We start from the raw sequence: 14,964 nt of genomic DNA, 5'->3' as shown, positions 1-14,964 counted from the left end.
AATGTGAACTATCGTCACTTATCGCTAGTTTCTCTGCTGTTTCTGACAGGATGTTCAGATTATCAATGGGGATGGTATGTACTCGACCCGTCGACGGAGCAGGGACGAACTAATATTCAGTTTTTGATGGCTGGTTTTAGCGAGACTATTCAGGTTTCGTTGTTGAGTATGTTTTTTGCCATGGCTCTCGGTCTATTGGTCGCCTTTCCTGCGCTTTCAAGCTCACCAGTACTCAAGGGAATTAATCGACTTTACGTAGAGGTGATTCGTTCTATCCCTGTGTTGGTATTGCTATTGTGGGTGTATTACGGAATGCCGACATTACTCGATGTCTCTTTGAACCACTTCTGGGCAGGGGTAATCGCATTGACCGTTGCCGAGAGCGCCTTTATGGCTGAAGTGTTCCGTGGGGGGATTCAAGCGATTAATCGTGGGCAACATGAAGCGGCCGAATCCTTGGGATTGACCTATTGGCAAAAAATGCGATTGGTTATCCTACCGCAGGCATTCCGTCAAATACTGCCGCCCTTGGGCAATCAGTTTATTTATATCCTCAAGATGAGCTCGCTAGTGAGTGTGATTGGTTTGAGTGATTTAACAAGGCGAGCCAATGAGCTGGTAGTGAACGAATATTTACCTTTAGAGATCTATACGTTTCTGGTTTTGGAGTACCTTGTTCTTATTTTGGTGGTATCACAAGCGGTTCGTTGGCTAGAAAAAAGGATTGCGATTCCGAGCCATTAAATGGTTCTAACCCTCAAGATCGTTCAGCTATCTCCAACAAAAAAGCCTCGAGCACAAACCCGAGTTCCTGTTGATACTCCCCCTAAGAAAAATCCCCACTCTCATCTGAGCGGGGATTTCTTTGTTTTGACTATTTGACACATCGACTTATTCAGTTAGAACTTCTTCTGTCTCTAGGTCAAACAAATGACATTGTGATGTATTGAAATGAAGCATTGTCTCTTGCCCACTTTCCGCCATTCGGTCAGCATCAAAAGGCACGCGAGCCACCAGCTTATCTGCTCCAAGTTTGAAGTAGAGATACAACTCATTGCCCATCGACTCGACCACATCAAGCTTGTGCGTTTGAGTATTCACCTCCGACAAAGGCGCATCGTGATTAGCCAGTTGAATGTGCTCAGGACGAACGCCAAACCACAGCCACTCATCGAGTTTCTCTCGCGCGATAGCTTGCTTGTCTTGTGGTAGCGTCCAACGTGCGCCACTTTCTGATACTACATTCATTACGCAGTCGATCTCGTCTACTCTGACCTTGATAAGGTTCATCGCTGGCGAACCAATAAAGCCTGCGACAAACTTGTTTGCTGGGTATTGATAAAGATTCATTGGCGTATCGACCTGCATGATCTCGCCTTGATTCAACACACAGATGCGATCGCCAAGGGTCATGGCTTCCACCTGATCGTGTGTCACGTAGATCATGGTGGCGTTCTGACCTTCTTGCTTCAGATTGTTATGCAGCTGCGCAATGCTGACTCGTGTTGAAACACGCAACTTTGCATCCAAGTTAGACAAAGGCTCATCAAACAAGAACACATCTGGCTTACGAACCATCGCACGACCAAGCGCCACGCGCTGCCTTTGACCACCGGACATTTCACCTGGCTTATTATTTAGCAGGTGTTCGATATCCAGAGTCTTGGCTGCATCTTCAATACGCTCATTGATTTCGTGCTTTGGCAGCTTCTGTTGTTTCAGACCAAAAGCCATGTTGTCGTACACCGACATGTGCGGATAAAGTGCGTAGTTCTGAAAAACCATTGAGATGCCGCGATCTTTGGGTGGCAGTTCATTTACACGTTTATCGCCAATGTAGACATCGCCTTCTGAGATATCTTCAAGGCCTGCGATCATACGAAGTGTGGTGGATTTTGCGCAGCCAGACGGCCCAACAAACACCATAAACTCACCTTCGCGAATATTCAGATCGACACCGTGCACGGCCTTAAAACCATTTGGGTAGGTTTTTTCTACCCCTCTCAGTGTGACTTCAGCCATAACCTGTCCTTAAATCAATTCGTTAAATACTATCTTTGGAATCTGTCGTTAAACGTTTTAGCCACGTTCTTGCAGTTGATTGAGCTCAAAATGGGCAACCGATGCGATAACCAGATCCGCTACTGGCTCTAATTCGCTGTGTTGTGCCGTGCCAGTCAGCACACCAACATTGCTTGCGCCTGCATTACGGCCAAATTCCATATCCGAAACCGTGTCACCAAACATGATCACTTCGTGTGGCTCAATGCCGCATTTTTCACAGAATGCGTTAAGTAATGCGGGCGCTGGCTTAGGTTCAATATCACCGTCGGAGTAACCGATATAATCGAACATCTCGCTCAAGCCAGATTGCTCTAGCGTGTAGATGGTTGAGTCTTTGGTATCTGCGGTCGCGATGCCTAAAATCATGCCTTGCTGCTTGAACAGACCGAGCTTTTCAGTCACACCCGGTAGGGCTTCAATCCAGCTTGGGTTCTCTTCGACTTCGTCGTTGAACGCTGCTTTGGTCACCTTGGTGAATTCAGCGAGCGAGACATTCGGTTGCAGCATGTTGAACCACGCTGTTGCCGTATCTTCCACTGGGTTCGAAGCTAATAGTCCGTAGTTATCAACCACATCACCCTCTACACCGATGGCCAAGAGTAACTCAGCAGGTGTGACAGTTTGATTACCTTGGTGCTGGTCACTGTAAGATTTCACACGCTCACAAGCACCACGAGAAACGTTAAGCCACATCTTGTGGAACTCTAACAATGTGCCGTCTTTATCAAATAACATCGCCTTAAACTTCATCACGGCTCATTCGCTCCATTAGTTCTCCCCAAGTACGCACTAAGGGTTGATTAAATTCTGGTTGTTTGCCGTCGAATACGGCATTGATGCAGCCTTCAAACTCACGCTCGTCAGATGCAGGTTGAGTACTGTTCATTAACATCGTAGAAAGCTCTCCACGACGGATATCCACTCGACACCAACGGTAGCCCTCATCAATATGGATACTTTGTCGCTCATCACTCAAAGCGATTCGATCTACAATCTCGCCATCCACCACGCACTCCGCGTAGTAAGGGTTTTCTGAGTCAGAGACTGCGATTCGGTATGTAAGAGTTTGCCCTTGAGAGTCGTTGCCCGGCAGCAAATCACCTAAGTTGATGTCAAACTTCAAACCGCAACGTCGCTCCAAATACACTTGCCCATTACGCAGACCAGACAAGATGCCTTCGCCACTCAAGCCATGGCTATATACGAAGGTTGATGGGTCACCGTAAATAGAAGGCTCATCCGATTTTGGGTTGCGTTCATGTGGCTCAAGGTGTGAATCACTGCCGCCAATTGCGGTAATGCGCTGACCACAATTCCACATTTCATTGAGAACCAATAACGCCTCTTCGGTCGCTTTAGGCGAGGTCGACCATGTTGGGTCGCAGCACACTTCAAACGTAGACACTTGGCTGAGTTCCACTTGATCGTAATGCCAATGCCACGGCTTCATCATCGGGTGATTAATGCCAAGGGAACTGTGTCCACTTTTAGCTAAGTTCAATCCCGCTTCCATCGTCGCTTGGCTGCTGTGCTCAACATCTCTAAGGTCTAAAGACTTAACCGGGCCATGCACATTGAAGTGTCCGAGATCGGTTGTGACTTCTAACGCTGGTAAAAACAAACATTGGTTTGATACAGGCAGTTTAGGCTGGCAAATGTTGTGCTCGGTGAAAAAGAAGAAATCGAGCCCTTGTGATTCAACAATATCTTTCGCTGCGGCTAAGGTATTGTGACCATCAGAAAGCTGAGTGTGAGCGTGTAAATCACCACGATACCAGCGAGAATCAGAGCTCAGCATGTGGCTGTAATCAAACTCGATATCGTGATCCGTTGTGACTGTTGGGTTCAGTTCTAGTTCACTCTCAATTCCGTCAGTATTTAGCTCATTAGAATGATTAACTAACTCATCAGAGCAAAGCACATCGACTTGATACTGCATCGCACGCTCGGTGCGAAACTCACCTTCGAGATTGTAAAGTTCTAAGAACCATTCGCCCGATGGAATCGCGCCGTCAATCGCGCCTAGACCAGAGTTTTGCGGTTGAATAGTGAGTGACTTGTGCGCTTTTTCAAACAACACCTTACCACGAAATGCTTGATTGGCATCATAGGCTGCCGCGTACAAGAATCCTTTTTTCACCGTCGTACCAGTAATGGTTACGCAGTGAGAACCTGCTGGCACATCAAAGGGGATACGTACTCTGCCAAACGGCAGCTCACCTTGAAATTGGGTCATTGTCTTCACCAAATTCGTCCTAATTGGAGGACTGGGTAAAAAGAGGCCCACCCGAATAGATGGGCCTTTATGCATGCAAAGATAGTTTTAACCACTTTACAGATTAAGAACGATTCGCTCGGTCTAGTGCACGTTGTGCTTTCTTCGCCGCTTGTTTTAGCGCTTGGTCAGCTGGGACGTTTTGGATTTGAATCTGATCCGCTGCCACTTTCAGAGCGTCCATGATCTTACCGTTAGTAGGGTCTAGGAAGTCTTTGGTCGCCGTGTTCGCTTGCTTCAAAGGAATCAGAGCTTGCGGGTTATCTTTAGTGAACGCTTGGTATTCTGGTACTTCAGAAACGCTGTTACGCACTGGAATGTAACCCGTGAACATTGACCATGCCGCCGTGTTCTTAGCATTGGTGTAGAACTCAACGAATTCGAACGCACCTTTTGCTGCTGCTTCGTCTGTGCCTTTTGGCATCACGTAAACCAGCGCACCCGCTTGTGGCGCAGAAGGGTTTGATCCCCAACCTGGCTGTGTGGTTGCTGAAAGCTTAGTGAAGTCCAAGTCACCTTGGTCACCCGATGAACCGGTGTAACCCAACGCGTTATCTTTCATGACGTCATCAATGGTTTTGTACCAGTATTCCCAACCTTGACCGCCGTAGTGAATACGCATGATTTGATCATCGTGGATCCACTTACGGAAGCTGTCCCATACTTCAACCCATTCAGCCGAATCGATTAACACTGTTTTGCCATCATCACTGATGATCTTCGCGCCGTTAGAGAAAGCCGCATCAATCATGTTGTCTTGGCCCCACATCGGCTCCCAGCCGTAGAAGGTCACGTTGCCTTTGTCATCACGTTGGGTAACTTTCTCAGCCACCTTAGCCACGCCTTGCCATGTGTTTAGGTCTTGCTCGGTAAAGCCGTTATCTGCCAATACCTGCTTGTTGTAGTAGAACACTTGAGTTGTACCGTAAGCAGGCAGGCCGATGATGGTGCCATCGTCTGCTGTCACTTGATCTTTAAACGCGCCAATGAAATCAGAGAAGTTAAACTCTTCATCCATGAACGGCGTTAGGTCGCGGCTCAAACCACGTCCGTACATCGCTTCCGCACGACCTGAATCTAGCAGCACAAGTTCAGGTGCAGTTCTAGACGCTAGGCCTGCTTGCAGCTTCTGGTAGGTTTCCGTGTAGTTGCCTTGCAATGCTGGCTTCACCACATACTCATCTTGGCTCGCGTTGAACTCTTCGATGAGCTTAGTCATCATTTGCTGTGGCTTAGTACCACCGGAATACCAAAAGTTAACTTCGGTTGCGGCTAGAACACTGCTAGAGAACATAGACGCGCTTGCTACGCCAGCACACACTAGTGCGAGAGTTTTTAATTTCATTTCCGTTTACTCTTTTACGCCGTTATCGGCGATACCTGAAAGAATCGTCTTTTGACAAATGACGAATAGAATTAACAAAGGCAATACTGCAATGGTGCTCGCCGCCATGATTTGCGACCAGTTCAATCCATAGTTACCTTCGGCAATAAAGTAGTGACGAATCCCGGTCGCAATCAGGTTAAGTTCCTGAGTGGTAATAACCAAGCTTGGCCACATGTAGCTGTTGTAATTGGTAATAAAAGTGATGAGGAACAGTGTTGCGACTGCTGCTCGGCATTGCGGTAAGATGATTGCCCATAAGATTTTGAGCTCACCTGCACCATCAATTCGTGCCGCTTCAATCAGCGACGGATGCACCTTGATAAACACTTGGCGTAGATAGAACACACCGAAAACCGACGCCGCGTTCGACGCCACCAATCCCATGTGTGAATCCAACAAACCCAGTCTTGCCAAGGTGATGTAAGACGGAATGTACGTCACTGCGCCCGGCAGCATGTAACAGCCCATCACGATAAAATAGAGCACGGTTTTCGAACGAAACTTCAGCTGTGTTAATGCGTATGCAAACATCGCAGAGTTAACAATCACCAACAGCGTAGTAAACAAGGCCACACTAAAACTGTTGAAGATGTACAAGCCAAACGGCGCGCTGTGAAAGGTTTCGACAAAGGTTTCCCAACGGAATTGCTCTGGAATCAAATTCAACGGGCTAGCAAAAATCTCGTCATTGGTTTTCAGCGAGCCTGACAGCATCCATAAGAACGGGAACACCATAATGGTTCCGCAGGTCGCTAAAAAAAGATGCTTAGCCAGTGCGATAAACGAACGGCGATCCACTGAGTTTTTCTTTGGCGCAACCTCTGATTTGGTCGCTTTCGCTTGGGCTGTGACTTTAGATTCAGCCACTCTTTGATTTAAGACTTGATTGGCATCCAATACTTGCGTGGTCATAATTCTGTCCTTTCAAAAATCGACTAGTAGTACACCCAGCGCTTGCCGATGTAGGTATTAATAAGTGCCAACAATCCAGTAATCAGGAATATCACTAACGATGTCGCGGCCGCAGGTCCCATTTCGTAACGTTCAAACGCTTGTTGGTAGAACAAGTACAGCAAGGTACGTGTCTCACCACCCGGCCCGCCTTGCGTTAGGATCTGGAACTGATCGAACGCCTGCATTGCCGTGATAATGTTGACCACTACCAAGAAGAATGTGGTTGGTGAAATCAGTGGCAGCGTTATCTTCAAAAAGCGCGTTAAGCTGCTGCAACCGTCAATCAAAGAAGCCTCATACAGTGATTCAGGAATCTTGTTGAGTGCACTGATGTAGAACAGCATCGTCCAGCCAATCGCCTGCCAAACCGTCACGATAATCACCGCAATCAAGGCTGTGTTTCCGTTCTCTAACCATGGAATCGCGCTAAACCCTGCCGACTCTAATAAGCGGTTTGCCAAGCCCGATTTCGTTTCGAACACCCAAGACCAAACAATCGACACCGCGACCGTTGGCGTAATCCAAGGAGAGAAGATCACCGCACGATAGAACTGGCTGCCCTTGAAGTTTTTGTGCAGCAACATCGCAAACACAAGCCCAAGAATGATGGTCGGAATCACCACACCGACCGAAAACCAAAACGTGTTAAGCACCGCTTGAATGAACTCGTAGTCCTCAACCATGTACTCGTAATTTTCTAAACCGATGAACGAATAATCTGGCGAGATGTAATCCCAATCGGTGAAGCTGATATAAATTGAATAACCAAATGGTACGAGCCAAAAAGTAAACAGTGGCACCAACAGCGGTGCGGTAAATAACAGTACCTTTAAGCGGTTTTTCATTGGTTGTGAGAAAGCACTCATGGTGACCTCGTCCTTATTTGTATGCGGTTAAACTAAGTGTTTTTTATGACAGGTTAGTAAGAGTGCCCTTCATTTTTTTTATGGCTATCCATAAGAAAATCTTCACTCCAGTTCACCGTCTTCCATCTGGTGATAAAGCCAATCACAGAAGAAATTCACCTTCGCGCTGCGACTGTGTTTAGTAATCAAATAGTGAGCCGATTCAGCTGGCATCGAGGATTCGCTTGCCAATACCAGGTCTTCTTTCTTGAGTAGTTCAGACACCGCGAGCGAACGCACTAGCAACATTCCAATACCATGTTTAACTGCTTCTAAGGCATGTAGAGAGTTACTCACTTCGAGCAGAACCTTAGGTAATGTCATCTCGAATTGGTTGTGGCCAAGCCATTGCAGCCAGTTCTCTCGGTAGCCTTTCACCTGAACCGTCGGCAGAGCAGCAAAGTCATGCTTACTGAGTAATTCTTGATGCTCAGATTTGAATTGAGGGCTGCACACCAACTGCCAGTGTTCTTGAAACAGTCGCTCACAATGGGTGTCTTCGCTTTCAACCTTGCCGTTAGTCAATTCGATATCGACATTCTGACAAGGGTTGGTTGACGGCCAGTCCACCAGCTGAATATCAAGCCTGATAAAAGGGTATTTTTTATAGAAGGATGGCAGGCGAGGTAGCAGCCAGTTATGACAAAAAGTGTGGTTTACGCGCAGGCTCAACACGTCGGTTTCTTTTTCCCCGAACAAGATCTGAGTCTGCAATTTAAGGTGAGCAAGTGAACCTGCCACAATCGGTTGATAATGCTGAGCCGCTGACGTCAGCTTTACGCCTTTAGAGCTGCGTTCAAACAAGGTGGTATCGAGGAAGGTTTCTAAACTTTTGAGCTGTTGGCTAACCGCCGCTTGCGTGACACAAAGCTCTCGGGCAGCCGCACCAATGGAACCAAGACGAGCAACAGCTTCGAACGCAACAAGGGCGCGTAGAGGGGGTAACATAGCTTCACCTGATTGAAATAAAAGTGAAAAATACTTCAATCAGGTTTCAGTTTTTTGCGGTTACCGTTACAGATTAATGACGAAGGGACGTTGATCAGATATTTATGATCAACGTCCCTTTTCTTCTATTTCATATTATTATGCGAGATGCTAGAACTCGCATCCAGCCTATCTATTCTTTGATGTAGAGGTCTTTAGAATAGATGCGCCCTTCCACGTTGTTCTTCGCAAAGCCGCCAACACTTGGTCGAACTAGGCGAGCCTGCATGTAGTAATAGATGGGTGCGATAGGCATATCTTCAGCCAGTAACTGCTCCGCTTGATCATAGAAACCTTGGCGATCTTGCTCGTTAGTTGCTGACAGTGCGCTGTCCATTGCAGAGTCGTATTTATCGTTGTTGTAACGCGCAAAGTTACCCGAAGACTCAGAACGCAATAAGCTCAAGAAGGTCGATGCTTCATTATAATCACCACACCAAGAAGCGCGCATCACATCGAAATCACCTTGGCGACGAGACACCAAGTAAGACTTCCACTCTTGGTTTTCCAGCTCAACTTGCGCACCTAGGTTGCCTTTGAGCATGGAAGCAATCGCCACTGCAATCGACTTGTTCGATTCACTGGTGTTGTACAGTAATTTGAAGTCCAACGGATTAGACTTATCGTAGCCCGCTTCTTTCAGCAGCTCTTTTGCTTTTTGATCACGTTCCTTTTGAGTCCACGTGCTGTATTCAGGTTGTGTTGCATCAAAACCAGCCGTGTACTCATGTGCAAAGGTGTAAGCCGGTAAGTTGCCCACCTGAGTTACACCATTGGCGATAACGTCACGCATCATAGAATAAGAGACGGCTTTACGTACCCGCGCATCATCAAAAGGTGGTCTCGTAGTATTGAATGCGTAGTAATAAGTGCACAGCAAAGGCACCGCGGTAAACGCATCTTGGTATTTGGTTTTAAGCTGCTGCGCCATGTGTGTCGGCACGTCCGAAGTAATATCGACCTCACCCACCGCATAACGGTTAATCGAGGCATTCTGATTCTCAAACGGAATATAAGTTACTTCGGTTAAGTGGGTATCCGAACTGTCCCAGTATTTCGGGTTCTTCTTCAGTTCAATGCGTTCGTTAACCACCCACTCGTCCAACACAAACGCGCCATTACCGACAAAATGCTTAGGGTCACTCCACGGCTTATCGCTGTTTTCTAGCGTTGCCTTATGAATGGGCATCATGGAGGTGTGACCTGTCATCGCAACAAAGTACGGCACTTTGCTATCAAGCTCGAACGTCACCGTGTGCTTATCGACGGCCGAAATACCGAGCTCTTCAACGGGCTTCTTACCTTCTGCTACGTCAGCAATGTTGTTGATCTTGGTGAGCTTGAGATACCACACGTTTGGCGAAGCGAGTTTCGGGTCAACCGCACGTCTTAACGCATACACGAAGTCATCGGCCGTCACCGGATCGCCATTCGACCATTTCGCGTCTTTACGCAAGTGGAATACAAACGTTTGGTTGTCTTCGGTTTCCCAAGATTCCGCGACACCTGGGGTGATATTGCCATCGCGGTCTTGAATCACTAAACCCTCAAAGAGGTCACGTAGAATGTGCATTTCCGGCAAGCCTTCTGCTTTCGCAGGATCAAGCGTCGCCGCTTCTGCATCGTTCGCGCGAACTAAATGCTGGTCTTTTACCAGCGAAACACCAGCAGGTAAGGTTTCAGCAACGGCAGTCACTGATATAAAAGGGGTCAATAAAGATGAAATGAGTAAAGCCGTTGAATGTTTTTTAAAATCCATGTTTGTTTGCTCTCCTAGCCTATCTTTGAAGCAAGTAATAAAATTAACAATGCGACGGTTGACGAGTTTTGACGCTATGGTTTATTTAAAGGGGTTCATCTAATCGACTTAGTTAATGATTAATATAGCCAATAGTGAATACTTGATAGTACTTGATCAATCAGGAGATTAAGGTGAGTTTAATTCCAAGAACGGAAAGAGCTGCGTTTTCAATAAAGCCGCTGTCATATGGAAAATCAGTGCTGGGTGCGCCTTTGCTCTATTTCCCCGCGCAAATCGAAAGCGAATCTCGCGGGCTGATTTTGGCAGGTACACACGGCGATGAAACCGCATCTATCGCAGGATTATCTTGTGCGCTAAGAAGCTTGCCAGCCGCCAGTTTACGACACGATGTGATTCTATCGATGAACCCAGATGGCAATCAATTAGGCACTCGCGCCAACGCAAACCAAGTCGATCTGAACCGCGCCTTTCCAACTCAAAACTGGACAGAAAACGGCACCGTCTATCGCTGGAGTTCTCACACACCAGTCAGAGATGTAAAAGTAAAAACGGGACAAGCCGACCAGATTGAGCCGGAAGTACAATCGCTCATCAACCTCATTGAGCAGCGCCAACCTAAATTTGTCATCTCTTTCCACGAGCCACTCGCCATGGTCGACGATCCCGATCAATCAGAACTCGCCACTTGGCTAGGTAAGCAATTCAACCTGCCGCTCGTTGAAGACGTCGATTACGAAACCCCAGGTTCATTCGGCACATGGTGCCAAGAAAGAAACCTGCCATGCATTACCGTAGAACTACCGCCAGTTTCTGCGGATTTAACTATAGAGAAGTATTTGGATGCATTTGTGGCGGTGTTGGAGTGTGAGGAAGATTAGCCCACAACGCACGAACTTCACTTCAAATGCCTACCGCCATCAAGGTGCAAAGTCCTTCCTGTCATATAGTGACTAGCCAAAACAAACTTGATGCCATCTATCACTTCTTCAAAGCCTGCCTCGGCGGGGATCAACGCTTTTTTCAGAGCTTTAGCCTTGTACGCCTCATCATCATGTTCATTGAATTTGATCATGGCTGGAGAGACAGTATTGACTTTCACCTTGGGAGCCAGCATCGCCGAAAACGACAGCGTCAGGTTGTTGAGTGCGGCTTTACTGGCCGCGTAAGCGATGTGTTTTTTACTGCCTTTTTCCGCAACGTAATCACTGATGTGGATGATGTCCGACGTTTTATCGCCAGACATTAATTGGTCTTTGAGCATTAAATTAACCAGATAAGGTACTGTAGCGTGAACCGTCATCATCTGGTTCATGATCTGTAATGCGTTTTCACTGGGATTTTCTTTGTTCTCCGGTTGCCAGTCGGAAGCATTATGGATGATGGCTCGGATCGCTTTATATTCTTGTCCAACGTAATGAAGAAAACCCTCTAGGCTACTTTGTTGATAAAAGTCTACCTGTTGCAAGTCGGCTCCACTGTCGCGCAGTAATTGCAAATGAGGATAGTCACCTCGGTAAGTGCCAACCACTTTGTATCCATCAGATAAAAGTTGCTGCGCCAGAGCGAAACCCAAACGCTTCCCCACACCCGTTATTAGAATCGTCTCACTCATCGTAAAAACTCAGCTCTAGTTTGAGGGTTAGTTTTGAAACTGCCACCGAGCGCGGTAGTTGTGGTTTCAGAGTTTGCGTCCATAACGCCTCTCGATTTAACGCAGTAGTGGGTTGCTTTAATCGTCACAGCCACGTTTTCTGTTTCAACCAGAGCCTGTATCGCGACCAAGATTTGCTGAGTAAGGCGTTCTTGAACCTGCGGACGCTGAGCGAAGAATCGAACAATCCGGTTTATTTTAGATAGCCCGAGAATCTTGGATTCAGGGATATAAGCCACTTGTGCTAGACCATCGATGGTAACGAAGTGATGCTCGCACGTAGAAGTTAAATTGATGTCTGATACCTTGACCATTTCATCAACCGACATTTTGTTGTCGATAACACTAATTTTTGGGAAGTTACTGTAGTCGAGCCCTGAAAATATCTCATGAACGTACATCTTTGCAATGCGATGAGGTGTTTCAGCGAGACTGTCATCCGTTAAATCCAGCCCAAGCGTACTGACAACTTCCGTCAAAAGTCCTTTGATGCGGTTGTACTTCTGGTCGGGATTCATTTCGCTCGATGTCATCGGGGTTTCTAGCCCCTTTTCGAGCAAAGCCTCTCTCACTTTTGCAGCTTCTGTGGTTAGCATGAGTCGCTCCTTATGATTTAATCTTCGAGTTCTGCTTCATAGCTCAGGGTGAGCGAGACTGAATCGGCGAAACGTAGAGCATGAGGCTTGTCAATTCTCACTTGAGCATATCGAACCCATGAATGGTCGATACAAATACCGAGTACGTCACTGGTTAACTTTTCTAAAAGCAGAAACCGTCCAGATTCAACATGTTCAATAATTTTTTTGCAGATATTTTTGTAGTTAAGTGCGTTCTCCACATCATCAGAGAGGCAAAGATTGTTTGCGGGGTAATGGATCTCCGCATTTATGACGATATCTTGCTGCTTAGTTTTTTCTTCTTCGTTGAAGCCGATGAAGGTTCTTAATCTGAGGTTTGTGATGGTGATAATCGCATTGTGATTCATAACAGTTTCCGATCCTTAGAAGGTAGAGTGAGTTACGTGCCTGTTAGAGGAAAAGATCAATAAAGCTCAAGCGTTCTGTTAAAAGCCGTTGTAGGGACTAAGTGAAGCTGACCTCGAACGGTATAAGTTCGGTTTTCTGACTCAGCTGATCGAAGTTGTTCCAGAGATGCTGAAAAGAGATATCTAGAGTGGGATGAAGTTTTTGCGCGGCAACATCAACTAACGGTCGAAGCACAAAAGCGTACTCGGTGATTTCACCTCGCGGCAGCTCTACTCCATCAATAATGCCCACTTCGTTATCGTAAAGAAGGATATCGACATCCATCGTGCGCGAAGCATATTCTTTAGTTTCACGCTTGCGATCATTCTCTAATTCGATTTGATGCAGAACCTTAGCCAGTTCAGCGATAGAAAGGTCACATTCAAACCCAACGACTAGGTTTAGGAAGTTGTCCCCTTCAAAACCAACAGGCTCACAATCGTAGAAATTAGAGATGTGTAGAGGTGCAAAGCGGCTATTCAATGCTTTGAGAGATTCTGTGACGTGATGTTCGCGGTTAATGTTGCTTCCGATGCTGACATAAACGGTGGCCATATTGTTTTCTCCCTTTTAATTGGCCTGTTACGTTGTAAGTCGCTAGTAAGATCAGCTATGGATCCATTTGATGTCGGGAGGGTAAACGAAAACCTCCCGACAACTCATATTGAGATCGGTTCTAAGTTGGAAAGGGGACTTTCGAACTAGGAAGTACCACCGGTAAAAATTCAGCTTATGAAGGTTCTGGACAAAAGTGAGTTACGAACTAGAGAGTACTCTGATTTTTCGGATTACTTCTAGTATTGCATCATTCGCTCCGCCTACATGTAGTTGGAGATACCCCCTTATCCACTACACTTTTTCCAGCAGCAAACGAAATAATTAATCAAGTAACTAATGTGACGAGTGGTTAGCAGCATTATATTTAGATAGCTCCAGTACTTTTCGGCTCACTGTTAGCCATACTTAGACCTAGATAATGTTTATTAACGTCTACAAAAATCGAAACTCTCTTATGTGTTAGACAGGTTTCAGGCTGATATGCGTATTTTTATCTGAAGTGTCAAAGCCTGGCGCTAAGCACATGGACGTCAGACTGGCCAGCTCATAGCGATTAGCTAGGTGCAGTGGAAACTGCACCGCAGGTAGTGCAGCTTCGGCCGAACAATCGACACGCCATTCTTGCAGGCAATACCCGGCCATAGCTGCGCTGATACGTAGATTCAAAACTGGTTTGTTTTCCAAGCCGAGATCCAGCCGGATAGCCTCTGGCTGATGATGATTCGGGTGAGGGACCAAAGTTAGAACCACTTCGGTAAGCCACTCACTGTCCACAGGAAGTGGCGACGGGATCGGAACAGTGTCAACTACCTGTTTGAACCTGCTGAGCCTAAACACACGGAACTCACCTGACTCACCGGCTGAAAAGTCAAAGGCTCGGCAGTACCAATTACCCAAACTGTTGAAAAAGTGGGTTGGGGCTAAAAGGCGCTCACACGCACCTGAGCTCAGCGATAAGTACTGAACGGTAACCGCAGAGCTACGGCATGCAGCCGATGTCAGCGTACGTACTTGTTCCGGATCCAACGCAGGTGCAATTCCTGCGGGTAAGTTGGCAGGAACAAGCGGCGACGATATGTATCGTGTTATTAAACCGGTTGAGATTAAGTCCAAGCCCGCCAGGGGATCATGCGAGAACACCGGAATATAGCAAGATTCGGCGATATAGAGCTTTTCTGAGTGCTTGTAAGTCAGATTGTGAGGCCAGCGGCGGACATACTCGCCAAAAGTGCGCGATGCGGTAGCCACACTGATTTGTGCAAACTCCATCAGGTCATTCCGGCTAACCTGCCCGCAGAACGCCAAGTAGAAATCAACACAGCGCAGATTTCTTTCCATGCTAGTCGACATCTGGTTCTCCATAAATTCTTGAAATAATTGCATCATATTCCAAATG

General features: G+C 46.7%; 15 protein-coding genes. 2 read left to right on the top strand and 13 right to left on the bottom strand.

Translation table 11 applies throughout. The features are described from left to right. Positions 1-3: 3 nt before the first annotated feature. Positions 4-744, top strand: coding sequence for an amino acid ABC transporter permease (locus MSG35_RS04910; protein ID WP_248383118.1), 741 nt, complete (start codon positions 4-6; stop codon positions 742-744). A gap of 147 nt (positions 745-891) precedes the next feature. Here the strand turns inward: MSG35_RS04910 and ugpC are convergent, their stop codons facing one another. The 8 genes from ugpC to MSG35_RS04870 form a co-directional block, all read right to left on the bottom strand. Further along, the gene (gene ugpC / locus MSG35_RS04905; RefSeq protein ID WP_248383116.1) at positions 892-2,022 is read right to left on the bottom strand and encodes a sn-glycerol-3-phosphate ABC transporter ATP-binding protein UgpC; all 1,131 of its coding nucleotides are present in this window, start codon (positions 2,020-2,022) and stop codon (positions 892-894) included. A gap of 57 nt (positions 2,023-2,079) precedes the next feature. Next, positions 2,080-2,814 carry an HAD family hydrolase gene (locus MSG35_RS04900; RefSeq protein ID WP_248383255.1) on the bottom strand — a complete coding sequence of 245 codons (735 nt, stop codon included), beginning with the start codon at positions 2,812-2,814 and terminating at the stop codon, positions 2,080-2,082. After that, positions 2,804-4,300, bottom strand: a complete 1,497-nt coding sequence (locus MSG35_RS04895; protein WP_248383114.1) for a CehA/McbA family metallohydrolase — start codon at positions 4,298-4,300, stop codon at positions 2,804-2,806. The genes MSG35_RS04900 and MSG35_RS04895 overlap by 11 nt, the downstream gene beginning before the upstream one ends. Positions 4,301-4,403: 103 nt before the next feature. Further along, positions 4,404-5,684, bottom strand: a complete 1,281-nt coding sequence (locus MSG35_RS04890; protein ID WP_248383112.1) for an extracellular solute-binding protein — start codon at positions 5,682-5,684, stop codon at positions 4,404-4,406. A 6-nt stretch (positions 5,685-5,690) separates the two neighbouring features. Continuing rightward, positions 5,691-6,638, bottom strand: a complete 948-nt coding sequence (locus MSG35_RS04885; RefSeq protein WP_248383110.1) for a carbohydrate ABC transporter permease — start codon at positions 6,636-6,638, stop codon at positions 5,691-5,693. A 23-nt stretch (positions 6,639-6,661) separates the two neighbouring features. Further along, entirely contained in the window at positions 6,662-7,546 is an 885-nt protein-coding gene (locus tag MSG35_RS04880) for a sugar ABC transporter permease (RefSeq protein ID WP_248383109.1), read from the bottom strand. Positions 7,547-7,648: 102 nt separating this feature from the next. Beyond that, positions 7,649-8,533 (bottom strand): LysR substrate-binding domain-containing protein, encoded by an 885-nt coding sequence (locus MSG35_RS04875; protein ID WP_046224776.1) that lies wholly within the window; start codon positions 8,531-8,533, stop codon positions 7,649-7,651. A 172-nt stretch (positions 8,534-8,705) separates the two neighbouring features. Beyond that, on the bottom strand, positions 8,706-10,331 hold the full coding sequence (locus tag MSG35_RS04870) for an ABC transporter substrate-binding protein (RefSeq protein ID WP_248383107.1): 1,626 nt from the start codon (positions 10,329-10,331) through the stop codon (positions 8,706-8,708). A gap of 173 nt (positions 10,332-10,504) precedes the next feature. On the opposite strand from MSG35_RS04870, the gene mpaA reads away from it, so the two are divergent. Then, complete coding sequence (gene mpaA / locus MSG35_RS04865; protein WP_248383105.1) at positions 10,505-11,212, top strand: murein tripeptide amidase MpaA; 708 nt, start codon at positions 10,505-10,507, stop codon at positions 11,210-11,212. Positions 11,213-11,229: 17 nt separating this feature from the next. Here mpaA and folM read toward each other — a convergent pair whose 3' ends face one another. The 5 genes from folM to MSG35_RS04840 form a co-directional block, all read right to left on the bottom strand. After that, entirely contained in the window at positions 11,230-11,946 is a 717-nt protein-coding gene (gene folM / locus MSG35_RS04860; RefSeq protein WP_248383104.1) for a dihydromonapterin reductase, read from the bottom strand. Next, a complete protein-coding gene (folE, locus tag MSG35_RS04855; protein ID WP_248383102.1) occupies positions 11,943-12,581 on the bottom strand; it encodes a GTP cyclohydrolase I FolE in 639 nt (212 codons plus the stop codon). Before folE ends, folM begins: the two co-directional genes overlap by 4 nt. A gap of 17 nt (positions 12,582-12,598) precedes the next feature. Continuing rightward, positions 12,599-12,970, bottom strand: coding sequence for a dihydroneopterin triphosphate 2'-epimerase (gene folX / locus MSG35_RS04850; protein WP_017067658.1), 372 nt, complete (start codon positions 12,968-12,970; stop codon positions 12,599-12,601). Positions 12,971-13,067: 97 nt separating this feature from the next. After that, positions 13,068-13,565: a 2-amino-4-hydroxy-6-hydroxymethyldihydropteridine diphosphokinase gene (folK, locus tag MSG35_RS04845; protein ID WP_248383101.1), complete on the bottom strand. Its 498-nt coding sequence runs from the start codon at positions 13,563-13,565 to the stop codon at positions 13,068-13,070. A 462-nt stretch (positions 13,566-14,027) separates the two neighbouring features. Further along, positions 14,028-14,951: a WYL domain-containing protein gene (locus tag MSG35_RS04840; protein ID WP_060467799.1), complete on the bottom strand. Its 924-nt coding sequence runs from the start codon at positions 14,949-14,951 to the stop codon at positions 14,028-14,030. Positions 14,952-14,964: the final 13 nt, after the last annotated feature.

The organism is Vibrio sp. 1CM23M, from assembly GCF_023161755.1.
In the GTDB taxonomy this organism is placed as follows: domain Bacteria; phylum Pseudomonadota; class Gammaproteobacteria; order Enterobacterales; family Vibrionaceae; genus Vibrio; species Vibrio coralliirubri.
Note: the sequence above shows the minus strand (reverse complement) of the source record. Positions and strands in the feature narration are given on the sequence as shown.

Bases quoted from the DNA above. Each gene is read 5' to 3' on its own strand.
- MSG35_RS04885 (WP_248383110.1), bottom strand. From the start codon at position 6,638: ATGACCACGCAAGTATTGGATGCCAATCAAGTCTTAAATCAAAGAGTG.
- folM (WP_248383104.1), bottom strand. From the start codon at position 11,946: ATGAGTGAGACGATTCTAATAACGGGTGTGGGGAAGCGTTTGGGTTTC.
- MSG35_RS04880 (WP_248383109.1), bottom strand. From the start codon at position 7,546: ATGAGTGCTTTCTCACAACCAATGAAAAACCGCTTAAAGGTACTGTTA.
- MSG35_RS04875 (WP_046224776.1), bottom strand. From the start codon at position 8,533: ATGTTACCCCCTCTACGCGCCCTTGTTGCGTTCGAAGCTGTTGCTCGT.
- folE (WP_248383102.1), bottom strand. From the start codon at position 12,581: ATGCTAACCACAGAAGCTGCAAAAGTGAGAGAGGCTTTGCTCGAAAAG.
- MSG35_RS04840 (WP_060467799.1), bottom strand. From the start codon at position 14,951: ATGCAATTATTTCAAGAATTTATGGAGAACCAGATGTCGACTAGCATG.
- MSG35_RS04890 (WP_248383112.1), bottom strand. From the start codon at position 5,684: ATGAAATTAAAAACTCTCGCACTAGTGTGTGCTGGCGTAGCAAGCGCG.
- folK (WP_248383101.1), bottom strand. From the start codon at position 13,565: ATGGCCACCGTTTATGTCAGCATCGGAAGCAACATTAACCGCGAACAT.
- MSG35_RS04870 (WP_248383107.1), bottom strand. From the start codon at position 10,331: ATGGATTTTAAAAAACATTCAACGGCTTTACTCATTTCATCTTTATTG.
- MSG35_RS04895 (WP_248383114.1), bottom strand. From the start codon at position 4,300: ATGACCCAATTTCAAGGTGAGCTGCCGTTTGGCAGAGTACGTATCCCC.
- ugpC (WP_248383116.1), bottom strand. From the start codon at position 2,022: ATGGCTGAAGTCACACTGAGAGGGGTAGAAAAAACCTACCCAAATGGT.
- folX (WP_017067658.1), bottom strand. From the start codon at position 12,970: ATGAATCACAATGCGATTATCACCATCACAAACCTCAGATTAAGAACC.
- MSG35_RS04900 (WP_248383255.1), bottom strand. From the start codon at position 2,814: ATGAAGTTTAAGGCGATGTTATTTGATAAAGACGGCACATTGTTAGAG.